We start from the raw sequence: 25,452 nt of genomic DNA on the forward strand, positions 1-25,452 counted from the left end.
GTTTTTGTGGCGTGGCTTCTATTGCACGATGGCGAGTTATTTATGCGTTGCCTGACGCCCTCTTTCGACAATCTACAGCACGGCCTGTGCAATGGGGATCGGTTATGGCCTGGTTACGCAAAGGGGAATGGGAAGCCCGGCTAATTGATTGCCAGGCATATGATGTCAATCAGTTCCGGCAGGCATTGCAAGAGAAAGGCAACTTAACCCGGCAACCTGTGAAAGATATTTGGCCGAATGTCGTCGATCAATGCGCCATAGCTGGTGTTGCTGTCGTGTTAATGCCGGCATTTCCGCCTCCGCACTGGAATAAATCAGGGCACAAATTGGAATGGGCCAGAACTATTGCTCGAAGTGTAAACGGCCATTATCTCATTAGAAGACACCTAATGCGCGCAAGGTGAAACCCAATAAGATGCCCATGATCACAACGATGACAATGAGGGGCAAACGAGGCCGTTTCCCATTGGATGATTCCGAACCGCCGAAAATAGGAGCCATTCTTATACCTCAAAGTGGCTGTCCGCAACCGTCCGTAAAACGTGTGAAGTCATTTTCAGACGGTTCCAAGGGACGGGAATAAAATAAGACAACGAAGTTGTTTCCTTACCGTTCCTGCAAACTGACGATGCAATTCCGTACTTTATTTCATCGTCAGCCCGAAGCAGTACGAACCGTTCCCGTTAAAGCAATCCCGCAACCTTGCTCTTGGGTACCCGTGAAACGAACACTGCCAGTATTCCTACCAGGCAAATCGATAAAACGACACCTACCAATGCCCAGAAGAAGGGGGGAGTTTTCACCTCAACACGGGATAGGAGCTCAGCTCCACCAAACATAATGGTGATGGGAATGAGTACGGCCAACAAAGTTGAGCTCTTGAAAGTCCAATAGATGAAAGCCTGTACCGCTATCAGCAGCAGCGCAACTAGAGGCATCGTAACGAGCATGTTAAAAAAACCCGGCCCATCGATCAATATCGCTTGCTTTTCATACAGGCCGATATAACCTACGTAAGCGATTAATCCTATTAACATAACCCCGTATGAAAGGATAAAAGTTGCTAACAGCTTGCCCATCCAGACGTTTACCGGATTACCCCCGAAGTTCAACAGGGGCACGATACTGCCCCTTGTTCGTTCCGATTGAATGGCGTTGTTCAAGACCGCACTGGCATAGAATGGCATCGTTATCAGGGGGATGTAGAGTGCCAGCGAACCGTACACTTTCGGCACTTGCTCTGGCGGGAACATAACGGCTGTATCCCGGGCATTTACGCCTACTAATAAAACAACAAGCAGCGCCGTTAAAGGCGCGTTTACTCGTCCACTGCGACTATTTTCCAAGATCTCTTTCTTTATGAGTGCGATGAGAGGTCGGTATTGTAGAATCATTGTCAGTCATTCAATCAAGCAGGTGGGCAGCTTCAAGTTATGAGGCTGCCGGTGGTCCATCGATAACGTCAAAATAAGCGTCTTCTAGCGATGTTTTTACGGGTGCAAACGCGCGCAACCGAATGCCATCGGCGATTAGTTTCTCCAGGACAACGTCGGCAGGGTCGCCGTTTTGCAGCTCAATCGTAGCCGCATACCCTCCCTCTTGCAGGTTTATTGTGCCGTGGAAACCTGTGCCAGCCAGCACGCTTTGCAGGTAGGTCACATCCATTTGCGCGTGAAAATGAATATCTATTCTGTTGCGATGCAGCGAACGCTTCAGATTCTCCGTGGTGTCGCAAGCGACAATATGCCCTTGCTTTAATATGTTGACGCGGTCGGCCAATTGCTCAACCTCGTGCAAGTCATGCGATGTTAGAAAAATAGTTACACCTTGTTCCCGCGCCAAATCTCTAACCATTTCACGCAAATGGCGTTGCGTTTCCGTGTCAATCCCATCAAATGGTTCGTCCAAAAACAATAAATCTGGCCGATGCACCAGGGATCTGGCAAAGGCCAGCCGCTGCCGCATACCTTTGGAGAGGGTTTTGGTACGTGCCGGCATAACTTGCTCCAGCCCCATCTGCCCGGCAAGCCAGGCTATATTTTCCTGCCGTTGGCTACGATTGAGGCCGTACAGTTCAGCGTAGAACATTAACGTTTCTCGGACGGTCAGTTGTGGATGGAGACAATGAGCATCCAAGACCGCTCCCAGGCGGGGGCCAATATGAGCAAACTCACGCTGGACATCGTGCCCAAAAATCTCGATACTGCCCCCATCAGGCGGTAACAACCCCAGTAGAATCCGCATCGTGGTTGTCTTGCCGGAGCCATTCGGGCCTACGTAGCCGACGACTTCCCCTTGTTTCATTTCAAAGCTAACGGCATCCAGGGCGCGGTTGTCGCCGAATTGTTTGCTCAGTTCCCTAACCCGCACCACGATTTCATTCATAAAGCAACTCTCTCAGGCTGTGCGCCACTCCCCGGCAAGAGGATCATAATCGCACACGGATCGACGCAAGGTTGGGTGGTTATCCACTTGCAGGTCAACTGCCACGCAATCTATGCAAGCGTAACGGAACTCGCAGTGACGACAGTCAGAAATGGCATCTTTTGTCAACTGCCAATACGCTTCATGCTGCCGGCTCATAAAAATATCTCGTAATGATGCAGTCTCCAAGTGTCCCCAATCTTTTCCCTGGATCATTGGGCAAGGGCGGACCGATCTGTCTGCTGCAAGGGCAATATTGTGGTTCAGGCAAGCATTAAACTCTCGACGCGCGTAAAATTGCTGTGCGTTGACGCCCTTCACGCGGGCAGGACCCGTTGCCGCCAAAACTTTGAGCGGAAGAACGGCTCCATCACCTGATCGCGTAATGCGCTCGGCAAAAAAGACATGGCTGGCCCCCAATTGCTGCGCCCACTTCTTTCGCTCTGCCAGCCTGCTTGAGGTTTCTGGCCGCACAACGATACTCACGGCAAAGGGAATTCCCCGTTGTTGGCAACCTGTCACCCCATTCACAAAATCAGCAAAGCCCTGTTCCATACCGCTGACTCGCCCGTATTCCTCCGGGCTGTTACCTAACATAACGAAATAGAATTTGGCTCCTGTGGTCGCTATTTCATCTAAAAACGGGGGGGTCGCACCCGCACCATTGGTTATGATAATCGCATTGACCGGCGGCGTTTTTTGTCGCAGGCGGCCAACCGCATGTAACAGCAGATCAGGTTGTCGCAGAGGATTACCGCCGACGAAAAACACGTTCGCGATATTGAAATGCAACAGTTCATCTAATACGAGATCCAACTGGTTTTGCGTCCAATTGACGTTTCGATCTATGCCGGGCCAGCGTTCGCACGTGTTACATCCTTGCCATATCGGTAACCCGTCCTGTCCGCAATCCGTACAAGAAAGATTGCATTCTGATGTAAGCTGAATGTAGGCGGCGTTGATAAAAAACGGAGGTTCTACCAATCCGTTAATGCGTATATTTAGAGATGGCAGATACCGTTCGATCCGCACCGGTATCTTATAGTATTGACCAAGTTGATTTCGCGCCAATTTTTCCAAAAACGCCACAACCTGGACGGATTTTGCCCCTTGCAGTTGATCGACGGGAATGTTCCGCTCACATTGACGCAAAATGTGCGATTCCAGAGGCGAGATAGGCAATAAGCGAGCACCCGTCAGGTCATAGAGGGCGCTGTTCACAGAACCATTTTCAAGAAAGACATCGCTAAATAGACGGAAGTAATTCATCGCGAACGCTCCTCACCCTTCCAGCAGACGCAGTTCAGGATTAAAGTAACTTATATCTTCAAAAGCGTTTGGTTCTTTCTCCAGAATGGAGTAGGCGACCCGGAGTGCCTGGCGGGAGTAGGTGCGAATGGTGTCGCAACTCCCTTCCCCCTTCGGCTTTGCAAAACCATCGTCAGTATTGCAGAGGGCAAAACAGTTGTTGCATAGTTTAGACGCAGGACAGCGCCAGCATCCCAGGCATACACTTCGATTATATTCTTTGATTATCGCCCCAACGCTCTCGAAATTAATTCCGGTGTCAACGTGTCCCAGTGGCATAGTTCCGTTTACACGTTCGCAGATATCCAGGATACCATTCGTGCGTACCGTCAGTTTGGCGCCAGGGACGCAGGTTCCGGTAAATGGTAGTATGGCAGACGTTATATTGCCATGACGGCGTCGCAAGATGGCGCTTATGAGGCGCATTTCGAAATAGACACGGGCATACAAGGGTATCTCGCTCTCGCCGGTTAGCTTCCCCTGCAGATAGATCTCTTCCAGGCGTTGATGGGCTTCGCGGAACTTCACGACGTCTTTATCGCTAAACTGCTCATAATAAACAGTGTCTTGTTCATTCACGCGACTTAGCATTTGTAGCGGGGGTAGCCAGGATTTGTTTTCCTCAAAGAAATCCGCCACCCGAAATAAGTCTGTCTTCCAGTCGAACACCCCTACCAGGGCCAATTTTTCGTAATCGGGAAAACGTTGACGAAATGCTTTGAGGTTTTTCATGATCAGGTCGAAAGATCCCTTACCTTTGGGCAGCACACGATTGCGATCATGATCCGGCTGGGGACCATCGAGACTGATATTGATGGCTACGTCGAAGTCGACCAGCGTCTGGGCAATTTCACCCTGAAGAAGGGTGCCATTTGTTGTCAGAGAGAAAATCAACTCGCAGGGTGCGTTTTCTTGCGCGTAGGTCAGCAGATTTTGCAAGGTTTTGCTGGCCATGAGGGGTTCGCCCCCATAAAACGTGATCGCCAATTTGCGCAAAGGGTGAGCCAGCACAGCAGGTCGCGCTTGTGCGAAGAAGTAATCGATTGCCTTGCGCCCTGTTTCAAAAGAGAGGGTGTTGTAGGTGCGATTGCGCGTTAAAGGATACGCCTCGGAAAAGAAGCAGTAACGACACCGCAGGTTGCAATTTTCCGTAAGCACCAGGACAAGCTGTCTGAATTCTTGTGTTACGAGTGACTTCACATCGTCTGTGGAGTAATCAAACATGTGTTTCTGCATCATCGCGCGCCAATTGTCGTCGCGATAAAAGGCGCCGTACATGGTTTCCCATCGGTGAATGAAATTGGCTGCCTGAATCAGCTCCGCCTGACTGTACTGTGTCGCAAGTCCGGCAATGGCCGTTTCCAGAGGCTGGATAGTATGCGCTTCTAGCAAAGCTATCAGGGCGGCAGTGGCGGGGAATACCATGCCCGTATTGTCATCATATAAATAACTGTTCCCCTGAAAAGAATCAAAGGTCATGGTGGCCAGTACGCGATTCATCATACTTTCCTTGTCTATCAAATAATCAGGCGTGTGCTGCGCCGTCAATGGACATTTTTATTTGAATGCCTCATGGTACAGATCTTTCTTCTCACCGGGGGGATGGCTCTCGGCATCAATGCCCAGCATTTTACATGCCTGAGCATAGGCGCGGTTGAATACGTCAGATGACATAAGTGTGGCGGGAATGCCGGCATTCCCAAAGCGCGCCTCCTGTCCATTACCGGCACTAGATTGTACAGTCGCATTAACCGTGAGCAATTCGCGATACCTGTCGCAACTCAGAAGCAACGCATTATGTTTTCCCGCCGCGACAATTCGTCCGTTTTCAAGTAGAGCGATTTGGTCGGCCGATGTCACAGAAGCGATACGGTGGGAAATAATGATACGGGTCTTGTTCGCAAACAGCTTTTCAGCTGCCCGCCAGATACGGCTTTCTGATTCACCATCCAATTGGGAGGTGGCCTCATCAAAGATAACCACATCAGGGTTTTTCAGCAGCGTCCGGGCGATGGAAATACGCTGTTTTTGTCCTCCAGACAGTCGTACACCCTGTTCCCCAACGACCGTATCGTATCCTTGCGGCATTGCCATGATAAAATCATGTGCATCAGCCGCTTTCGCCGCCGCCAACAGATCAACCTCACTTGCATCCGGCAGACCATAAAGAATATTGTCGCGCAAAGAGCTGTTAAACAGGAACACGTTTTGCGAGACTATCCCGATTCGATCACGCAATCCGGACAAAATAATCTGGCTCAGGTCCTGCCCATCGATCAGGATCTGCCCCGATTTCACCGGATACAGTCCCAACAGAAGACGAATTAGGGTTGTTTTGCCCCCACCACTTGGCCCTACCAGAGCCGTACATTCGCCGGGCTTGATGGCGAGAGTGACTTCTTGTAGCACATCATCTTCGCCGTACGAAAAACTTACCTTTCTCAACTCGATTGCCCCGGCCAATGCTGAAATCCTGATTGTCCGTCGCGGGTCTGCCTCTTCGATTACTTCTGCCAGAAGTTCATTAACACGCCGCATTCCCGCCATGGCTGGTCGTACACTCAGACCTAATGTCGCCAGCATTTTGGTGGGACCGAAGAACTTCAACATATAGGCTGAAAACGCAATGTATTCTCCTACGGTAAAGGTACTGTTCAAGATGGCGAACCCGCTTAATCCGAGGATAACCAACCCCATTAACTCAATAATCGTCGTCAGAGATTCATCCGCGATAGCACTTGCCAGACTGCGTAGAATGCTGCTCCGGAAAAGCCTTTGCAGATTAACGACGATCTTCTGAGATTCTCGCTCCTCGGTTGCAAACTCTTTAATCGTTTTCACGCCAGACAGAGATTCCTGGATATGTTGGGAAACCACGGCATTTTGCTCAAGCAGTGATTTTGTGGCAGATTGAATACCCCGACCCTGATACTTGGCAGCCCCCAAAAGTGCTGGCAAAACAGCGATAACGACAATGGTCAGACGCCAGTCAATCATGAGCATCATTACGAGACCGATGCAAAACTCAAACAAGCCCAGCAGCGGTACCAGCATGGCATTCGAGAAAAAAATGCTTAGGGAGCTGACTTCGCTGATCCTGGCCACCAGGTATCCGCTCTGGTTCCTTTCAAAGAAGGTCAGGGGGAGCCTGAGAAGATGGCGGAATATGTCTTCACGTAAGCTGATTTGTATGGACTGGCCCAGAATAGTGAAGTTGTAATTGGCAATAAATGAAATAATGGGGCGAATAAGCTGCAAAATAACCAGAACAATGACGATCCTGACCAATAAGTTGCTATCTTTCTGTGGCAAGACGGAATCCATGATCACCATAGTCATATAAGGTATCGGTGCAAACAGGAGCGCCACCACAGTCATTAAAAAGATAGCCCATAAAGCTTGTTTCCAATGGGGTTTTATATAAGCCCATACCCATTTAAGCTCAGACTTCTTTAGCGGCGGTAATTTCTCCGGCTGGTTTAACAGGGCGATGGCGTCCTTGAGATTGTCACCAAGTGTGTCAGGCATATTTTCCTCACGCAGGCGATATGACGATACGCGCCAATCTGCATTCTGAATACAAATGAGGCTGTCGAAATTAGCAGGGCGCTTGAAAATCAATGAGCGGGGCGTAACAAACCCTGAGAACTGTTTTCAAACGCCCTGCCAAACCTGGAACTTGGCTACAAAATTATGCCCAGGCTCCGACGATACCCCCGGCGGCTCCCCAGGCAATCAGGGTAACCCCGCCGATCAGACAGGCCGCAGCGCAAGCCGCGGCACAAATGCCATTGTGGCAACCTTCCACACCTGCACCGATTTCCAATTCGTCGACCATCTTAAACCTCCAATAGTGATGAGACAAACTGAAGTTTGCCCACGCAAACACTCAGTTTGCGTTGAGGGTTTCATTCCTGGCGGGCTTCATTGCCCAAAGGAATGTCATGCCTGATACGGGCACAAACAGGTATTCTCACCGAGGCGTCGGCACAAGGATGACGATCAACCTGAATATGAATTGCGATTGGTGGGAAACTCCCCCAACGTCAGCTGGATGTTACCATTCCACAAGTTTGTAGAATGAAAATTTCACGACAAGCCAGACGATCAATTACGTCCGCTCTTGTCTAAAATTTGGTGACCAGCCTCTGGTTGTAGTTACTTACGCCAACCCCTATATGTTATCGGCTAAGGGCTTGTCCGTTCGCCGTGAAGGAGATAACGGATAAGCTTCGATGGTTCGTACTCATCTGGAAATCCGAATGCCGATTCCAATTGAACCCAACGAAACACGCCATTCTTTGCCCGTGAATTGACCACCTAGTCAAATGTGTCACTTAGCAGATGTTAAACAGTATAAACGGATAGATATTTCGCTCAAGTGACGAAAATTACCCGAATTGAATGACAAAACGCATGTTTCGGCGACTGCAATAATCCCAATATCAACCGTTTTGGAACATTGGGGGTGGATGCGTTCGGTAACTGTCGGCCACCACACGGCAAGAATGTATGGTCATAGCTTCAAGATGAGGCGGGCGACGGTGAAGTAGATGAACAGGCCGGTGGCGTCTACGAGTGTACTCATGGCCGGGCCGGAGATGACGGTGGGGTCGATGCGCAGGCGGGCGGCGAGCAGGGGCAGCAAGGAGCCTAACCCATTGGCCCAGACGACGATGAAGAAGATGGAGACGGAAACGGCCAGGGCGATCTGGTCGCCCGTGCCCCAGAGCAGGGCGCGGCCAAAAGCGATCACGCCCATGCCCAGCCCCAATAGCAACCCGGTGCGCAGTTCGTGCCAGAAGGCGTACAGCACGTCGCGGGTGTCGATGTCGCCCACGGCCAGGGCGCGAATGATGGTGCTGGTGGTTTGGGAGCCGGCATTGCCGCCCGTGCCGATGAGGAGGGGGACGAAGAAGGCCAGAGCCACGACGGCTTCCAGTTCGCCGGAGAAGAAGCGCAGGACGCTGCCGGTGAGGGTTTCGGTGAGGAAGAGGAGGAGGAGCCAGCCAATGCGCTTGCGCGTGATGGTGAGGACGCTGGTGTCCAGGTAGGGGCGGTCAAGGGGTTCGGTGGCGCCGAGGCGTTGGATGTCTTCGGTGGCTTCTTCTTCGAGTACGTCAACGACGTCGTCAATGGTGATCACGCCCAGAAGGATGCCGGCATTATCCACCACCGGCAGCGTCAGCAAATCATACCTGGCCATCAACTGCGCGCACGCCTCCTGGTCCGTCCCCACAGGCACCGAAATCACCTCCGGGTCCATGATCTGCCCCACCACCTCCCGCGGATCCACCATGATCAGGCGCGGCAGGCTAACCACGCCCACCAACTTGCCATGCGCATCCACCACAAACAAGTGGAAGATCGTCTCTTCGTCCAACTTCCAGGCGCGAATCGCCTCAATCGCCTCCGCCGCCATCATCCGCCGCCGCAGCGCCAGGAACGAGGATGTCATCAAGCCACCGGCGCTGTCGTCGGGATGCAGCAGCAGCGGGCGAATCTCCTCCGGGTCCTCCAGCACGTCGAGGAAGGCGCTCACCTGCGCCGGCTCCATCCCCCCCAGCACGTCCGCCGCGTCATCCGGCTCCATTTCGTTGATGATGCGCGCCGCCGTCGCCGGCGGCAGGGCGGAGAGGAGTTCGGTGGCCGCCGTATTGTCCATTTCCTCCAGAATGGCCGCCGATTCCGCGGGCTGCAATTGGGGCAGAATGGCTGCCTGTTCTTCATCCTCCAGTTCCGCCAGCAGCTCCGCCTGGTCCGGCGGGCGCAGCGTCTGCAGAATGTCTCTCGCTTCCACCAGATTGTTGTTATCCAGGGCTATTTGCAGCCGCTCCAGAACGTCTTCCAGGTTTAAGGGAATCATCAGCGACCTCCGCGTTTCATGGCCTACGTGGGCGGTGCGTCGCGCATGGCAACCACCGCCGCGCTATCATGCACAGACTATCTGATGGGAATTAACGACAGCGCCGTCGGATCAACCGGGCATCCATTGGCGCGCGTATGCCCATGACGGGCGTTTTGTTGAGGAGGGTGTCTAGGGGGGAAGGGCGAGGGCCAGATTGATCCGCCAGGCGGGATGGTCGAATTCCGCCCATACTTGGGGGAATTCCGCCAGCAGTTGGTGCAATCGTTGGCGCAGTACTCCCTGATAGAACTGAATGGCGCGGCGCAGTTCGGGGCTGTCCACGACTTCCAATTCCTGAGCCAACCAGCGCTCGCCCACGTGGGCGTCATTTTGCTCCCCCATGTGCTCCAACATTCGCTTCACCGTGGCGTGAATCACGGTAAACGTCGGCCCCAACAGCGGCGCGAAAAACTCCAGCGCATAGCGCAGTTCCTTTGCCTGCAGCCGCAGTTGGTGCATTTCGGCCAGGGTGGCCTGTTCCAGATGGTCGCCGAAGGCCAGCACATTCGCCAGCCGCTGGTAAATCAGCACCGGCAGCAGGTGGCGCACCTGTGTGGGGGCGTACAGCGGCGGCGGCAAGACGCCTGCGCCGGGCGTTTGCAGGAAGGATGCGTAATCCTGCCAAAAGGTTCGCCATTTTTCTCGCTGCAAATACGTTTGGAACTGGGTTTCGGCGGCGGTCTGGCGCGTCTGGATGTGCTCACGTAAGCGGGTCAGGTGGTCGTGGGCTTCCCGGTTGGTGGGCTGCGCCTGCAAATAGGCGTCCAGGTTTTGTCCCAAGATGGCCAGGTCGCGGGCGCGCCCCAGTCGTTTCATGATTTTGCGCAGGGGGGGATGAAATGCCGGCATCGTCTCCGGCTCAAAATAAGGCGCAAACAGCGTAACCGCCGTCAACGAGCGGCGAATCGCCTTGCGCATCTCGTGGACGCTCGTTACGTCGGCACGCCGCGCCACATCCTCGAAATGAGCGTGGATGATTCGCAGTTGCGCTGCCAACAGGCCGCGCGCCGCTTCCGCAATCGGGTCAGTCAGACGCATTTCAGACATGACGCTGATTATAATGAGTTGATGACGCCAGGCCAAAAGGCGGGCAGATCCGTTTTCGCCACCCATAAAAAAGGAGGGCTACCTGTTAAGGCAGCCCTCCTTGCCTGACCCGAAATGGAGCAGTCTTGAAAACTGGTTCAGTCTTTAGCGCCGGCGCGCCGCGCCGGTGATAACAAGTAAGAGAACGGCTCCGAGAATGGCAACGATCAAACTGGACAGATTAAAGCCCATGCTAAAACCCGCGCCGGTGACGAAATTGACAATCAGGCCGCCAATGAATGCGCCGACAATGCCGACGACGATGTTCATAAGACAACCTTGACGCTGGTTATTGCCGGCAACAATGCTCGCCAACCACCCCGCCAATCCGCCAAAGATAATCCAACTCAAAAATCCCATGAAATCCTCCTTCGCGTGACCCGCCTGATGCGCGGGTAATTTTCAGGATAGCACCGTCAGCAAGACTCGCGCGGCGCAATACTCTCCATTACGCGGGAAAGTCTATCACGGTTGCGGCAATCAGGCGCGAGGCACGGCCAGCCCCACTTCGTTGACCGCGTAGCCGGGGAAAACGTCCGCCACGCCGGGATTGTTCAGCCGCTTGCGCAAGATTTCGCCCAACACGTCGCGGTAATCGGTGGTGATGTCCAGGTCGCCGGGGCCGACAAGCTGGTCCGGGTGCAGGCCGGGCCAGCGAGCGTAGACGCGCCCGCCGCCGATCCCGCCGCCCAGGGCCATCATCATGTTGCCGTGGCCGTGGTCCGTGCCCAGGCCGCCGTTTTCCGCCACGCGGCGGCCAAATTCAGACATCACAACCACGGTGATGCTGTCCATTTTGTCCTGCAAATCCTCATAGAACGCGGCTAATCCTTGCCCCAACGTTTCGAGCTGGCGGGCGATAGCGCCGTCGGTGCTGCCCTCGGCGACGTGCGTATCCCAGCCGCCATAATCCACGCAAGCCACTTCCACGCCCACGTCGGCGCGGATGAGTTGGGCGACGACTTGCAGGGATGCGCCGAATTCTTGCGGCGGATAGGCGCGCCCGCGTGGTTGGTAGCCGGTCCCGTCAAGCTGGCCGAGAACGTCAATGGCCGCGAATGTCTGGTTGGCGGCGGCGGTGAGCAGGTCGTCGTTCTGGCTGTAGAGGGTTTGCAGCAGGGTGTGCATCTCGCCGATGCGATCATCCCGCCCTAGCAGGTGGTATTCGGCGATGGATTGCAGGGCGGTGGCGTTTTGGATGCCGGTGAGAGATGCCGGCAACATATCTCCCACACTCACCGCGCGCAAAGCCGAACGATTACCCGTATCCAGCGACGCCAGGTGGCGCGCCAGCCAGCCGGTGTAATCGCCACTCACCGCTCCCCGCTCCATTAAATCCATCGCCTCGAAGTGGGAGCGGGATTCGTCGGGGGAGCCGCTGGCATGAACCAGCGCCAGGTCGCCCGCCTGGTACACGGCTTGCAGCGGCGTCAGCGCCGGATGGAGGCCAAAAAAGCCGTCCAGGTCCACGACGCGGGCGTCGGCGCGGCTGTCGTCCGGGCGAGGTACGCCAATGGTCGGGCGCTGGCGATAATACTCGTCATCCCCATGCGGCACGACGATGTTCAGGCCATCCGCGCCGCCGCGCAAGAAGATGCACACCAGTGTGTCGCCGCGCGGCCCCACGTGCGGGTCCGCCAGGGTGAGGCGGGGCATCCAGGCGGGCAGGGCGGCAATGGAATGGCCGAACAGCAACCCCGCCGCCGATTTCAGACTGCTACCGAGGAAATCGCGGCGGCTCATGGCGTTTACCATGCTGTATTCAGAACAGTGCGTGCGGGCTTCAGATGTCATCAAGTTTCTCCAAAAGAAGTGGGCAGTGCCTAATGGTCGGCCCTCATACCTCATACCTCATCCCTCATCCCTCATCCCTCATCCCTACGTCCATTGGAAGGCCGGACTGGCGAGCATGAGGGCAACGGATTCGCGCAGGCGGATGTTGGTTTCGCGGTCGGCGAGGCGGTCGCTGCCGATGAAGTCGAGGAAGAGGGTGCGGGCTTCGTCGTCGAGTGCGTGGCCGAAGAGAATGCCGGCAAAAAGGTCAAGCGCGGCGGTGGTGGAGGAGGGATTGCCGGCATTCAGCAACGCCTCAAACCCCACCCGCACCCCCCGCATCTTGTCCGACAGCAGCGCCACCGCAAAATTCCAGCGCGGCAGCAGCGCCGCCGCCCACGCCGCGGACACATCCGGGTAGCCATTGGGAGCCGCCCATTGGAACAACGGCTGTCCCATCATTTGCAGCCACCGCCCCAACGCGCGCGCATCGCTCACATCGGCGTGCAGCGCGCGCATAGCGGACACCATGTACGCATAAGGGCGCTTCAATTTTGGCGGCGCGGCGGCGAATTCCGGGCTGAGGAACAGCACACGCAGCGCCGCCCGCACATCCCCGCCGCCGGCGCTAAAAGCCTCCGCCGCCTGCCGCACCAGGTCCGCGGACGGATCATCGGCCACAAAACGGCGTGCCAGTTTGCCGGCAATGAACGTGGCCGTGGCCTCCGCGCCGCTGAGAATTTGCGCCAGTTGCGCGATGTCCGCTTCCCCTTGCTCGGCGGGCAGCGTGTTTCCCAACACCATTTTGGCGCCCGGATCGTGTTCCGGCAGGTTGAGAAACACCTCCCCTTGCCGCCGCCCGCGCCGGTGTACCGTCCACCCCGTGAGGGCGCGGGCCACTTCCTGCACGTCCGTCTGGTCGTAGCCGCCATGCACCCCCAACGTGTGCAGCTCCATCAATTCGCGGGCGTAGTTTTCGTTGGGGGCCTGGCGCCGATTTTGCACGTTGTCCAGGTAGACGAGCATGGCCGCGCTGTGCATGGAGGCGGAGAGGATGTTGGGGAACGCGCCCAGGGCGTGCGGGCGGATGGCGTCGCGGTCGTCAACGATCTTGAAGAAAGGCATGAACTGCGTTTTGCGCAGGTAGATGTTGAAATGGTCAGACCAGAACTCGACCATTGTTTCATACAATTGCCGCCGCGAGGTGAGGGCGCGGTAGAACGTGGATTCGCCGAGTGCGATGGCGGCATCCGCCTGTTCCTGGTTGAGCAGGTCGCCAATCTCGCGCTGATAGAGGTCAATGCCGCGTACAATCAGGTCGGTGGCCTGGTCGTCGATGCTGTCCGGCTGCAATTGCTCCGCCAGATAGGCTTCCAATCCCATCTGGGTGACGCGGTCCAGGTCGCCGGGGCGAGGACCATAGCCGGCGCGATTGAGCAGGCGCATGGCGGGGTTGACGGGAAAGGCGGGCAGGTCGGCGGTGGGTGTGCCGGGTGGCAGCGGCGTGGGCGCTTGCAGGGATTCGGGCAGGTCGTTTTCGGCCAGTTTGCGCCCGATGGAGCCGCAGGCGGTAAGGGTGGCCGCGCCGGCGCTGATCCCTCCGAGTTTGAGGAATTGGCGACGGGAGAGCGTCATGGTAAGCCTCCTGGCGAGTGACGGGTGGCGGGCAGTGGATGATCAGTGGTGGGGGGCGGGGGCGGTTTCGTCGGCGCTGACGGTGATGGCGCGGGGGCGCGGCAGCCAGCCGAGCAGGGCAAATGTGGCGGCTCCGAGGAGGGCGATGCCGGCAATGGGCGCGAACAAGAACCAGCCCACAATCGGAAACAGGCAGGCCAGCTCAAACACGACCGCGCCGCGCAGTAGGTGTGTCAGGCGGGAGCGCGGGGCAGAGAGCGTGTCTAACCGGTCCGCCAGCAGGCGGGATAACCCCGCCGCGCCGATTGTGCCTACGCCCATGCCCACGAAGGCGGCCAGAAAAGCGGTGGCCTTCACGGGACCGATGGGCACGTTGGCGGTGATGGCGATCCAGAGGAGGAAGGCGCACAGGACGGGAATGCCCAGGAGAAAACTCTTGCCGGGCGTTTGCTGCAAGCGCAGGTAGGCGCGGGTGGTGACTTTGGGTAGCAGCAGATTGAGGGCCACGAGTAATGCCGGCAAACTCAACAAAATCCCGATCACGCTAAACACAACGATATAAACATCAGCCATCGTAACCATCTCCTGACCTCCTGACGAGGACGCAATAAGGATTGACGATGAAATAGAGTACGGAATTGCATCGTCAATTTGAAGGAACGGTAAGGAAACAACGGCGTTGTCTTATTTAATTCCGTTCCTCAACGAATCAATCACTATCCTATCTTACCGCCGCGCCACTACCAAAATGCTGTCCAAGTGTAAATACTCTGTAAATTCGCCTGGAAGTTCATCGGGTGTCATCCCGCGTCATTCCAAAGGCGGCAGCCTGAGGAATCCCGAGGACGGTTGACCGTACCCGTGGTTGGGATTCCTCGCCTGGCTTGGAATGACAAGATGGCGCGCCGTCAATAAGAGCGCCGCGCACTCGGTTCATCTTTCCTCTTGACAGAATTTTGTACAGACGCTATCCTATATAGGACAATACAAATATAAGGATTATCATCTATGTCACTTGATTATGCCATTCTCGGTTTTCTCAGCTATCACCCGTCAAGCGGTTACGACTTGAAGCGGATATTCGACACCTCTGTTCGCCACTTTTGGCCTGCCGATCAAAGCCAGATATACCGCACGCTGTCCCGATTGATGAAGCTCGGCTGGGTGGAAATGGAGAAAATCGAACAGGAAGATCGCCCAGATCGCAAGGTGTACGACATTACCCCGGCAGGGCGGCAAGAACTCCTGCGTTGGCTTGCCGGCCCGCCCCCCTTGAGTGGGCCGCGCAGCGCGCCCCTCATCCAGGTCTTCTTCAGTGGTCAATTATCCGACGCGGAAGTTCTGGCAAAATTCGAAGCCTACGCAGCAAGCATACGCGCCTTTCTGGCGCAATATGCGGAGATTCCCGACCAGCTTCACCCTTTTGCCGAAGAAATCTCCTCGCCTCGTGAGCACTTTTTCTGGCTGCTCACGCTTGAAAATGGGATCAGCAATATGCGCGCAAACCTGGCCTGGGCGGAAAGCGTTATCGAACGTATCAGGAACGGCCAGGTGCCGCCAAAATGATCGCCGGAGTCTGTTGACGATTGTTTAACCATACGGGTGACGTTAGTGGCTGCCCGCAATCAAGTTAGCGGAAATTTGCGGACAGCGGCTATCCTGGATAGCGGCCATCCAGGATAGCGGCCATCCAGGATGGCTTGGCCGTAACCGTCTGTAAAAAGTGTGAAGTTGTTTTCGGACGGTTACTAAGCTCGACTTTGTACAAAACTCGAAATCGGAAATATTTCCAGAAAGCCTTGTAACCAGAGCGAGCAACTGATTTTTGTTTTTGCAACTTTACTCGAGTACGAATATTTGAACGTCGCACGAAAAGGGTGACATGCAAATATTTTTTAAATACAAACCACATAGTCGAGTACGGTTTGGAAGCAATCCGTTAGAAATGTACAAAGTCGAGCTAAGGCGTGTGCGCCGTCGGCGTCGTCGCCAATCTTTTGTTCCTGGTAACTGCTAAGCCAGATTGGACCAATTTCTTTGGCGAAAATGGCCATTGGGCGCGTGAAATGGGTCCAATCTCCAGAGCGTGTTAGTAGTTACCGTTCCTATCAAAATCCAAAAGGAAGTACTGTGATGACCTATCAGATGAGCAAGCGTATCGGATGGGGGATTATGACCCTGCTGGCGCTGGGTATTGTATTGGTTGCCAGCCGCTATTTTTCCGGCAATCCGGATGTGTTTTTCCCGGAGCAGCGAGACGTCTATCTGGCGCATCGTGCCGGCATTTTGATGCACATTCTGGGTGGGGTGCTGGCGTTGGGGTTGGGGCCATTTCAATTCCTGACCACCCTGCGCACGCGCCGACCAACTGTTCATCGCTGGATAGGGCGTTTTTATCTGGTGGGCATTTTGCTGGGTGGTGTGGCCGGTTTATTTATGGCGTTTTATGCGTATGCCGGCATTTCCGCGAGCTTAGGGTTCGCCTCCCTGGCAATCCTATGGCTGACAACCGGTTTCATGGCCTACCGCACCATCCGCGCGGGCGATACCGCCGCCCATCGTCGTTGGATGATCCGCAACTTCGCCCTCACCTTCGCGGCGGTCACATTACGGCTGGAGAGCATGCCGCTGTCCATGCTCTTCGGTCAAACGACCGGTTATGACATAGTGGCCTGGAGCTGCTGGATACCGAATTTGCTAATCGCCGAAGGTATTGTCCGCGGCTGGCTGCGCCGCCAGCAACGCCAGACGCCTTTAACCGCCGGAACAGCCTCCTGATGCGTTTTCACGCGGCCATCCGGGCTGATAACCGAGACGCCATATTGGCGACTATGCCGGCACAGGTTTTCCCCAAAAAACAACGTCATCGCCGAACTGACGCACGCCATCCCACTGCAGCAGCATCTTTGGCGACAACGAAGCAACGGCGTTGAGGCCGCCCACCAGAACAGGCGCGACGGTGACGACCAGGCGGTCCACCAGCCCTTGCCGCAAGAATTCGGTGATCATGGTGGCCCCGCCCTCAACCATGAGGCTGGCGTATCCCTGGCCGCGCAGCCAGGCGAGCAGGGCGGTCAGGTCTACTTTTTCGGTGGTAGATGCCGGCATTCGCACCACCCGCGCACCCGCCATCTCCAAAGCTGTCTGCCGTGCCGCGCTGGCCGTCGTCGTCGTGGCAATAATGGGCCGGCGACCCTCCGCCAGCAGCCGCGCCGACAAAGGAAAGCGAAGCTGGCTGTCCACCACCACGGGGCGCGGAGTGGTTCCCGGCGACAGGCGCACCGACAGGCGCGGATCGTCCGCCAGCAGCGTGCCAATCCCCACCAGGATAGCCTGATGTGCGGCGCGCAGTTGGTGCGTCAGGCGCATCGCCTCCGGGCCGCTGAGCGGCAACGGCTGCCCCCGGTGGGCGGCAATGGAGCCGTCCAGGCTTTGCGCATAGGTAAGCGTCACAAAAGGACGCTGCGCCGGCGGGAGTCCCGGAAGCAGTTGCGGGGGCATGGAAGTCGCCGCGCCGTTTTGGTCCGCCGCGCCCTCCAGGTCCAGGAGGTGACGCATTCGGGCCACTTTGGTGTTGAGGTAGGACGCATTTTCCTGATTGACCGTGGGCTGCAAGGAAATGCGGTTAGTCACCGGCAAGCCTAACGCCCGCAAGTCTTCGATTTTGCGCGGATTGTTGGTCAGCAAATGAATCGAGCGCACCCCCAGGTGGCGCAGCATCAGCGCCGCAACCGTGTAGTCCCGCTCGTCCGCCTGATGCCCCAGCATCAGGTTGGCGTCCACGGTGTCGTACCCCTCATCTTGCAAATTATAGGCGCGCAGTTTGTTCAGGAGGCCGATGCCGCGCCCTTCCTGGCGCAGGTAGAGGATGATGCCGGCGCCACGGGCGGCAATCATGGTCATTGCCTGCTGCAATTGCTCGCCACAATCGCACCGTAGCGATCCCAACACGTCTCCGGTGAAACATTCGGAATGGATGCGCACCCATACGTTTTCCCGGTCGGCCACCTCCCCCATAATCAGCGCCAGGTGTTCTTTGTCGTCCTGGTTGGTACGGTAGAGGCACAGTTGGAACTGGCCCACGGGTGTGGGGAGGCGGGTGCAGGTCATCTGTTGAACGGTTAATGTTTTTATACTCATTTTTTCCAGGCAGAAGAGGAAAGCTTGGAGGGGGCTATGGTTGAGGAGAATGCCGGCAAAACAACATATAATCCAGTGGTGGCGTGGGCACACCTGAATTGAAAAGAATGGGCGTCATCTGGCTGCGGTGTTCCGTGGCATGGTTCGCCACGTGCTGCACAATATCCGCCACGGGCAACTGGAAAGCGTCGCCGCGCGTGTTTTGGTAGGACACAATGCGCGTCGCATCCCCCTCCGTCAACCCCGCCAGATAAACCTGCCAGGCGGCGTTGCCCGCTTCCCATTGCGCCCGCACGGCGGCAAAATCGGCGAACGCCTCCGGTTGGGGCATGGCCGTGGGGCTGTCGCCATGCAGCCGGGTTAGCCAGATGGCCTCGGCGGCAACGGCGTGGACCATCAGTCCGTGCAGCGATCCCCAAAAGAAGGGACGCGCCGCTTTGTATTCGGCATCGGGCAACTGCGCCAGGCTGGGGAAAACCTGTCGCCAGGCCCATTCGTTGTACGCAAATAGGCGTTGAAAGTGGGCTACGAGCATGTAGAATCTCCTGATAAGGCTCAAGCTGTGGGTGGGGCAAAATCCAGAATGATCTGCGCCAGGCGCTGCGGATGAGAAAAGGGCAGCAAATGGTCGGCGTCGGCCAGTTCGCGGAAGGTGGCCTGGGGCTGCAACTGCTGCCAGAGCGTCCAGGCTGGCGGCATCAATGTGTCCGTCTCCTCCCCGCGCACAGCCAGAACAGGCATCGTCAATCGTGGCAGCAGGTCCCATACATCCGTGGGGGGCAGGCTGTAGACGCGCGCCTCCCAGGCTGCCGGGTAGGAGAGAACCACCTGCCCGGTTTCATCCTGATGCAGGCCATAGTTGACATAATCCCAAAGGGCGGCGTCGGAAAGCCGCGCGAACACGCGCTTGGGGCGTAGATGAGAGAACGCGGCGGCGCGGCTGGGCCAGTGGGCGCGGCGGTTGAGGGCCGTGCGCACGAGGGGGAAGTCGTGCAGCAGGTCGCCGTGCGCCTGTGCGCCAATGGCGTGCAGCACGTCGGGAGCGAAAAACACGGGTTCGATGAAGACGAGGGCGGAAAAGAGGTCGGGACGTTTGATGCCGGCATAAAGCGACGCCACCGCCCCCATTGAATGTCCCACACCGTAGACCCCACGCAGTTCATGCTGGTCCATAAAGCGAATCAGATCGTCCCCCATGATGCGCCAATCCGTCATAGATTCCGGCTGGCTGCCGGGCCACAAGGGGCGATGCTGCATCGCCAGGACACGGAAACGGGGCGCGAGCGCCTGGAGTAGTTGGCGATAGCAGCCGGGGGGATAACTGTTGGCATGGGCGAAGTGCAGCACGGGGCCGCGTCCGTCGAAGTCAAGGTAAGGGATTTGGTCTGGAGACATAGGCATCATCAACAGGCGGGTCGATAGCGGGCAGTGGTCGTTTCTGTGTATTTTACGCTAGAATTCGGCAGATAGCATGGTCACGATTGGAGGTGACGCATTCAGCGCCGGATTGGTAATCTCTCACTCATTCTGCTCCTCATCACGATCCCCTGGCATCTGCACGGGATCGCGCGGGCGCGCCCCATTGGTCTCATCTACTACGAATACACCTCTTTCCTGCTGTACCTGAGCGACGCCGCCGTTCTGCTGGTCTGCGCGGCGGCAGCCTATACACTATGGCGAGAGCGCCGCCGCTGGCAGTGGGGCTTGTGGCCGATCACTGCGCCGCTGCTGGCATTGGCGGGATGGTCGTTATTGAGTGCGTTGTGGGCGGGGGATGCGGTGCTGTCGCTTTATCTGGGGCTGCGGTTGCTGCTGTTGGCGGCTGTCTACCTGGCGGTGGTCAATTTGCGCCCGCCGGCGTGGGTGGCGCAGGTGGGCATTGCCCTCAGTTTGGGCATCCAGGTGGCAGTGGCCGCTTTGCAGTTCGCGCACCGGGGGGCGCTGGGCTGGGGCTGGCTGGGGGAGATTCCGCTGGAGGTTGTGCTGGGGCAGGCGCTCCAGGCGGGTTCCTGGGTGCGGGCAGCGGGCCTGACGCCGCACCCGAATATCTTAGGGGGGTTGATGGGCGTGGGCGGGTTGGCGTTGATGCCGGCATTTCTCCGCACCAAAAGCAAATCGCGGCTGGCATGGCTGCTGGCCCTCCTCCTCTGCGGCGTGGGCCTGATCCTGCCCCTCTCCCGCGGCGCCCTCCTCGGCACGGCGGTGGGCGGCGGCTTCCTCCTCCTCGCCCTGCTGCGCCACCCCAACTGGCGCGCCCCTTTTGGCCGTATTGCCACGAGCGCATTCGGGGCCGCGCTGCTGCTGGCCGTGGGCGCGGCGCTGTGGCGGCCTCGCCTGCTGTGGCAGCGCCTGATGGACTGGCAGCCGTGGCAAACTCGCGCTATCCTCAACCAGGTCGCCCTTCAACTCATTGCCCAATCGCCGTGGTTGGGTGTGGGCGTGGGGAACTTCTCGATTGCCGGCATTGCCGGCATCGGCCTCGCCACCCTCCCACAACCCGTCCACAACGTCCCCCTCCTCCTCCTCGCCGAATTAGGCCCACTCGGCGGCGGCCTTTGGCTGTGGCTTACATTGCTGCCCCCCCTCTGGACGGCGCGCCGCATCTTCCAGGGACGCGCGTCCTTGTGGGAGACGGGGCTGGCCGCCGGGCTGCTGGCCCTGGTCATCATTGACCTGTTTGACTTCTACAGTTGGGGGTGGCAACAAGGCCGTCTCTGGCGCTGGCTCTGGCTGGCGCTGTGGGTCAACGCCATGCAAGAGCCAGCCCAGCCGGACCGCCCGCGCCGCGATGGCGAAACAGGCGGCACGCCGTTGTCCGCGCCTACGGTTTGATAGCCGTGAGCAAGGCGCTAAATAGGCGGGGAGCATCCGTGGCGGGCGTGTGGCTGTCCGCCAGATTGATCCCCTCCGCACCCTTTTCGCGGATGGTGATGTCCGTGAAGCCGGCTGCCGTCATCCAGCCGGCGTAATCGGCCACGTCTTCCGCTCCCGCGATGCACGCCGACCAGGCATCCATATTGGCCCGCTCGGCGGCGGAAAACCGCCCCTGCGTGACCATGTCGGACACGGCCAGGCGTCCGCCCGGACGCAGAACGCGGTAAGCTTCGCGAAAGACGGCGGGCTTGTCCGGGGAGAGGTTGATGACGCAGTTAGAGATGATGACGTCCACGCTGTCGTCAGCAACGGGGAGGGCTTCGATCTGCCCCAGGCGAAATTCGACGTTGTCGCGCCCCAGCCGTTCGCGGTTGCGGTTGGCCTTCTCCCACATGGCGGGCGTCATGTCCACGCCGATGACGCGCCCCGTCACGCCGACGCGCTCCGCCGCCAGGAAGCAGTCAATGCCGGCGCCGGCCCCCAAATCCAGCACGGTCTGGCCGGGCTGTAGGGAGGCCAGGGTGATAGGGTCGCCGCAGCCCAGGGAGAGATCGGTGACTTGTGCCGGCAAATGCCCCGTCTCCACCTCATACAAATCCACCTCGCGGCAGCAACGCGCTCCCTGCGTCACCGGAACGGACAGTGCGAGCCGCGCATACCGCGCCTGCACCGCTTCCCGCACCGCTGCGTCCGTCTGTTCAGAAACATGTTTCGTGGTCATTTTTCTCCTCATATTGAAATTTGTCTATGCGTTTGCGTAAAAAAAGGGGCGACGCCCCTTTTGCCGTGCGCCGCACCGGCGAGAGAACAATAGCAATTGCAAACCCCCTCATAAGCGGAGCTTGTCGAAGCCCATCTTGCCTTCGACAGGCTCAAACGGCGGGTCAAGTCATTACGAACAATTCCTATGCCTGCTGCTGTTCCGGCGCAAACACCGTGATCAGCGTCCCGCAACAAGAAGCCATCAACTCTTGATTGAGCGTGTAGAACACCTGCCTTCCCTCGCGCCGCGTCCGCACCAGCCCCACCTCGCGCAAAATGCCCAGGTGATGCGACACTGTGGGCTGCGACACGTTCATCTGGTCCACAATGTCGCTGACGCACAACCACTGGCAGCAAAGCGCGCGCATGATCTCCTGCCTCGTCTCGTCCGCGATGGCTTTGGCAAACGTTACACAGTCCATAAACAAGAATTGTATTGATGATTGTCTATTTGTCAAGCGCCCCGTCACAAGACGGTGCGCTGGGTTTTTGTTGACACCGTCTTTTGTGGGGCGAATACTGTTCCGCGCCAGGGCGCTTCGCGCCCCGCCCTCGACTCGGGCGGAAACAACTTGTGTTCCCCGTATTTCTGTGAGAGGCAATGGGCTTATGGGTTATCAACAAAAGTTCCGCGCACCCTACCACGCCTCTTGTGATGCCGCAAGGGGGGCACGAAAGCCAGCCCGGGCAACAGATAACATGTCCCACCATTCACGGTTGGCCTTCCAAGCATAAAAATGTCCTGCCAATCGTCACCGTAAGCGTCAATGAGAGATTCTATGATGGCTGATTCAGAAAAATGCCTTGATGGATCAACCACAGAAAGGGGGCGATTTTCCCCATAGCTTTACCTATTCAGCGACTGCGGATCCATAATCTTTTTCCCCTTTCAAGCAGAGGCCTCTGGACAGCTATATGCGCGAGCAACTGCCCCAGCCTTCTATCCTGCCAGTTTCACTGGCGTTGGCACTGTGTACGCATGAAACAGGTGTCTCCGCAAGCCCCACGTATCACCATAGCGCACATGGTTAATCCACCCTCTTACGCTGGCGTCTAATTCCGCAAAAGTAATAGCCCCTTGCCGATAGAGCGTTATGTTGTGCGCCAGCCGCTGCCGAAACTGCACCACATTGCGCCGCTTCAGCCGCCGATGGGTCGGATAAACAACGAAGCCCAGCCAGGGGATGCCATGGGCGACGGGCATCGGCTGGGCGCTGTTCTCATGCAGCGTCAATCGCAGCCCAGCGAGAAAATGGATGATTCGCTCCCGCCACCGTCCCAGTTCCCGTTTGCTATCGCTAAACAGGGCCACATCGTCCACATAACGCAGGTGCGCGCGGCATCCCAGGTCGCGGTTCACAAACCAGTCCAGCGGGTTCAGGTAGCAGTTGCTCCAGAATTGGCTGGTGAGATTGCCTATCGGTAATCCTCTTGGCCGCAGCGCCGCCAGCAGAGAATCGCCAGGGAAGTACACCCTGTCGTATTCATTTGCCAGCACCCTCTCGCCGCTGTGCAGAATGACCGTGATCAGCCACTGCACCTGCGTGTCAGCCAGGATGCGAAACAGCTCTTGCTTCAGTATCGCGTGGTCCAGCGACGGAAAATGCCGCACGATGTCCAGGCGCAGCACGTAACGATATTGCCGCGCATATGCCTGCAACTGATCTATGGCCCGATGCGTGCCTTTGCCTTTCCGGTTGGCATAGCTGCGCGGATGGAATCGAGCTTCGAACAGCGGTTCAATCAGGTTGCATAGGGCGTGGTGCACCACGCGGTCGCGAAAGGGGGCAGCGCTGATCAGCCGCCGTTTTGGTTCCTGAATGGTAAAATTCTGGTAGGGGCCAGGTTGGTAGCTGCCCTGCCGCAGGTCGTCTTGCAGCGCCAGCAGACGGTCCGCCAGGCCAGATTCGAAGGTGGCGGCAGACGCCCTGCCCCGTTTTCCCCGCGCCGCTTTGTCGTATGCCAGGAGCAGATTCTCCCATGTCGTTATTTGAGGAAACAATATGTCCGAGGAAATGATCATTCTCACCCGCACCTATGATTTGCTTCATTGGCTGCTGCCGAAGAGCGAACGCTTCCCTAAACTGTACCGCAGCACGGTGACGCAACGGCTGATGACGGCTGCCCTGGACTTTCAGGAGTCGCTGCTGCTGGCGCAAGCGTATGAGGACAAGATCCGGCTGCGCCATTTGCGGGAGGCGGACGGCCACTTGCGGAAAGTGCGTCTCTACTTGCGCCTGGTTCACAACTGGGGCTGGCTGTCGCTGGGGCAGTACGAGCACGTCAGCCGGATGGTGGCTGAGATAGGGCGGCTGCTGGGCGGTTGGATCAAGGCAGAATCGTAGCGGCGCCAGGCGCCTCAGCAGCGCCTGACACCGTTACAGACGGAGCGAGCGTGGCGGGAGCGAATCCAGGCCACGCCCCATTTTTTGTATGTGCCTGACACCGGCAGCGCTCCAATACCGCCTCCCGTCACACGACAGGCCGTGTGCAGACGGGACAAGCCTGCGCCATCTCATATCCTCTCAGACCGCGTCCTGCAAGCGCGTGTTAGCAAACACGTTCGTTTGTTAGCAAACGCGTTCGCCGGCAGGCATTGACTGGAAGCGCCGGCTTGTGGAGGAGCAGACGCCCGGTCCCCTGGTCCAACACGCACCCACTCAAGGGAGGAGAGTCCGGTTTTGCCGCGGCCGCGCTGCGCGCGGCGGCCTGCTCCGCTACCGCTCGCAGGCCGGACAGTGGTCAGTGGTCATGAGATGGGGTGGGGTAAGGGCCGTGCGCCTTAATATGGCAACATATCAGGTTTCACTGCCCTCCCCGAACCGGACTTACAAGTTTCCAAGTGTCCGGCTCTCCAGGATTCCCTTAGCTCTTTGGCGGGACGGAGTCTCCCCGCGTGCAAGGCGATATGGCATTGTTTACATAGCACCATTGTCTTCCGTTTCCGGGCTATCATCCGCTTTTCCCACTCTGTTTTCCCTTTCAGGTCTTTCAACTTCCGTACGTGATGTACTTCCATTTTTCCTTCTTGCGTCCCACACCATTCACATTGTTTTGCACGTAGGCGTTGTCCCAGTTCGCTGCGGCCTCGGTACTGCCAAGTGTTGGGTTGTGTGTCCATTGGTCCATACGTGACTTTCTCTCGTTTGAGTTGCCTTGTTGAACTGACCAACTCATACACCTTGCGTGTACCGTCCGCTCTTTCCCGTTCCACCGCATACTTGTTTTTTTCCTTTGCGCAAGCTTTGTGCTACTGGTTGTATTCGTTGCCTTCTTTTCCTGGCAATCGTATGCAGAAAGCTCATGGTGGTCATGCGCAGCAGGTTGTGCCCTACTTGGGTTAGATTGGTTGCCAATGCGTAATAGTTTGTAAAGCCGCGTATCTCTGCATTGTAGATTTGCAGAATTTCCAGCTCGCTCAGGTTTTGTAGTTCTAGTCGTCCCCGACCGCGCCAGTTTTGTGGCATTCCGTATCGCTTGGCGAACGCTTCACACTTGTCACGTGGCATGAGTAGCACTAACTTGTATGTTGTCGTTCGCCG

At 57.2% G+C, this 25,452-nt stretch carries 23 protein-coding genes; 4 read left to right on the forward strand and 19 right to left on the reverse strand.

The window, feature by feature from the left end; all coding sequences use genetic code 11:
* Window positions 1–683: 683 nt before the first annotated feature.
* The 12 genes from H6650_01385 to H6650_01440 form a co-directional block, all read right to left on the reverse strand.
* Window positions 684–1,346 (reverse strand): hypothetical protein, encoded by a 663-nt coding sequence (locus H6650_01385; protein ID MCB8950644.1) that lies wholly within the window; start codon window positions 1,344–1,346, stop codon window positions 684–686.
* Window positions 1,347–1,431: 85 nt separating this feature from the next.
* Window positions 1,432–2,385, reverse strand: a complete 954-nt coding sequence (locus H6650_01390; protein MCB8950645.1) for an ABC transporter ATP-binding protein — start codon at window positions 2,383–2,385, stop codon at window positions 1,432–1,434.
* A gap of 12 nt (window positions 2,386–2,397) precedes the next feature.
* A complete protein-coding gene (locus H6650_01395) occupies window positions 2,398–3,693 on the reverse strand; it encodes a 4Fe-4S cluster-binding domain-containing protein (GenBank protein MCB8950646.1) in 1,296 nt (431 codons plus the stop codon).
* Window positions 3,694–3,705: 12 nt separating this feature from the next.
* Entirely contained in the window at window positions 3,706–5,235 is a 1,530-nt protein-coding gene (locus H6650_01400) for a radical SAM protein (protein ID MCB8950647.1), read from the reverse strand.
* Between the two features lie 54 nt (window positions 5,236–5,289).
* Window positions 5,290–7,260, reverse strand: coding sequence for an ABC transporter ATP-binding protein (locus H6650_01405; protein ID MCB8950648.1), 1,971 nt, complete (start codon window positions 7,258–7,260; stop codon window positions 5,290–5,292).
* Window positions 7,261–7,423: 163 nt separating this feature from the next.
* Window positions 7,424–7,570 carry a hypothetical protein gene (locus H6650_01410; protein MCB8950649.1) on the reverse strand — a complete coding sequence of 49 codons (147 nt, stop codon included), beginning with the start codon at window positions 7,568–7,570 and terminating at the stop codon, window positions 7,424–7,426.
* A 678-nt stretch (window positions 7,571–8,248) separates the two neighbouring features.
* Complete coding sequence (gene mgtE / locus H6650_01415; GenBank protein ID MCB8950650.1) at window positions 8,249–9,598, reverse strand: magnesium transporter; 1,350 nt, start codon at window positions 9,596–9,598, stop codon at window positions 8,249–8,251.
* Between the two features lie 171 nt (window positions 9,599–9,769).
* Window positions 9,770–10,687, reverse strand: a complete 918-nt coding sequence (locus H6650_01420; GenBank protein MCB8950651.1) for a CHAD domain-containing protein — start codon at window positions 10,685–10,687, stop codon at window positions 9,770–9,772.
* Between the two features lie 144 nt (window positions 10,688–10,831).
* Window positions 10,832–11,086: a GlsB/YeaQ/YmgE family stress response membrane protein gene (locus H6650_01425; GenBank protein ID MCB8950652.1), complete on the reverse strand. Its 255-nt coding sequence runs from the start codon at window positions 11,084–11,086 to the stop codon at window positions 10,832–10,834.
* Between the two features lie 120 nt (window positions 11,087–11,206).
* The gene (locus H6650_01430; protein ID MCB8950653.1) at window positions 11,207–12,520 is read right to left on the reverse strand and encodes a DUF1501 domain-containing protein; all 1,314 of its coding nucleotides are present in this window, start codon (window positions 12,518–12,520) and stop codon (window positions 11,207–11,209) included.
* An 84-nt stretch (window positions 12,521–12,604) separates the two neighbouring features.
* Window positions 12,605–14,134, reverse strand: coding sequence for a DUF1800 domain-containing protein (locus H6650_01435; GenBank protein ID MCB8950654.1), 1,530 nt, complete (start codon window positions 14,132–14,134; stop codon window positions 12,605–12,607).
* Window positions 14,135–14,176: 42 nt separating this feature from the next.
* A complete protein-coding gene (locus H6650_01440) occupies window positions 14,177–14,707 on the reverse strand; it encodes a hypothetical protein (protein ID MCB8950655.1) in 531 nt (176 codons plus the stop codon).
* 435 nt (window positions 14,708–15,142) lie between these two features.
* Between H6650_01440 and H6650_01445 the strand changes: the two genes are divergently transcribed.
* The gene (locus H6650_01445; GenBank protein ID MCB8950656.1) at window positions 15,143–15,700 is read left to right on the forward strand and encodes a PadR family transcriptional regulator; all 558 of its coding nucleotides are present in this window, start codon (window positions 15,143–15,145) and stop codon (window positions 15,698–15,700) included.
* 480 nt (window positions 15,701–16,180) lie between these two features.
* Window positions 16,181–16,912 (forward strand): DUF2306 domain-containing protein, encoded by a 732-nt coding sequence (locus H6650_01450; protein ID MCB8950657.1) that lies wholly within the window; start codon window positions 16,181–16,183, stop codon window positions 16,910–16,912.
* Window positions 16,913–16,963: 51 nt separating this feature from the next.
* Here the strand turns inward: H6650_01450 and ribA are convergent, their stop codons facing one another.
* The 3 genes from ribA to H6650_01465 are packed head-to-tail and all read right to left on the reverse strand — an operon-like array spanning window position 16,964 to window position 19,669.
* On the reverse strand, window positions 16,964–18,268 hold the full coding sequence (ribA, locus tag H6650_01455) for a GTP cyclohydrolase II (protein MCB8950658.1): 1,305 nt from the start codon (window positions 18,266–18,268) through the stop codon (window positions 16,964–16,966).
* Window positions 18,269–18,308: 40 nt separating this feature from the next.
* Window positions 18,309–18,809, reverse strand: coding sequence for a DinB family protein (locus H6650_01460; GenBank protein ID MCB8950659.1), 501 nt, complete (start codon window positions 18,807–18,809; stop codon window positions 18,309–18,311).
* 20 nt (window positions 18,810–18,829) lie between these two features.
* Window positions 18,830–19,669 (reverse strand): alpha/beta hydrolase, encoded by an 840-nt coding sequence (locus tag H6650_01465; GenBank protein MCB8950660.1) that lies wholly within the window; start codon window positions 19,667–19,669, stop codon window positions 18,830–18,832.
* A 309-nt stretch (window positions 19,670–19,978) separates the two neighbouring features.
* On the opposite strand from H6650_01465, the gene H6650_01470 reads away from it, so the two are divergent.
* Window positions 19,979–21,106, forward strand: a complete 1,128-nt coding sequence (locus tag H6650_01470; protein ID MCB8950661.1) for a hypothetical protein — start codon at window positions 19,979–19,981, stop codon at window positions 21,104–21,106.
* Here the strand turns inward: H6650_01470 and arsM are convergent.
* The 3 genes from arsM to H6650_01485 all read right to left on the reverse strand — a co-directional run bounded on the left by arsM (window position 21,096) and on the right by H6650_01485 (window position 23,933).
* Window positions 21,096–21,869, reverse strand: a complete 774-nt coding sequence (gene arsM / locus H6650_01475; GenBank protein ID MCB8950662.1) for an arsenite methyltransferase — start codon at window positions 21,867–21,869, stop codon at window positions 21,096–21,098. The genes H6650_01470 and arsM overlap by 11 nt on opposite strands.
* 184 nt (window positions 21,870–22,053) lie before the next feature.
* The gene (locus H6650_01480; protein MCB8950663.1) at window positions 22,054–22,332 is read right to left on the reverse strand and encodes a winged helix-turn-helix transcriptional regulator; all 279 of its coding nucleotides are present in this window, start codon (window positions 22,330–22,332) and stop codon (window positions 22,054–22,056) included.
* A gap of 518 nt (window positions 22,333–22,850) precedes the next feature.
* Complete coding sequence (locus H6650_01485; protein ID MCB8950664.1) at window positions 22,851–23,933, reverse strand: RNA-dependent DNA polymerase; 1,083 nt, start codon at window positions 23,931–23,933, stop codon at window positions 22,851–22,853.
* Here H6650_01485 and avd point away from each other — a divergent pair.
* Window positions 23,914–24,255, forward strand: coding sequence for a diversity-generating retroelement protein Avd (gene avd / locus H6650_01490; protein ID MCB8950665.1), 342 nt, complete (start codon window positions 23,914–23,916; stop codon window positions 24,253–24,255). The two genes, H6650_01485 and avd, sit on opposite strands and share 20 nt — an antisense overlap.
* Before the next feature lie 828 nt (window positions 24,256–25,083).
* On the opposite strand, the gene H6650_01495 is transcribed toward avd, so the two are convergent.
* Window positions 25,084–25,419 carry a hypothetical protein gene (locus H6650_01495; GenBank protein MCB8950666.1) on the reverse strand — a complete coding sequence of 112 codons (336 nt, stop codon included), beginning with the start codon at window positions 25,417–25,419 and terminating at the stop codon, window positions 25,084–25,086.
* Between the last annotated feature and the right edge of the window lie 33 nt (window positions 25,420–25,452).

The organism is Ardenticatenales bacterium, assembly GCA_020634515.1.
Taxonomy (GTDB): Bacteria; Chloroflexota; Anaerolineae; order Promineifilales; family Promineifilaceae; genus JAGVTM01.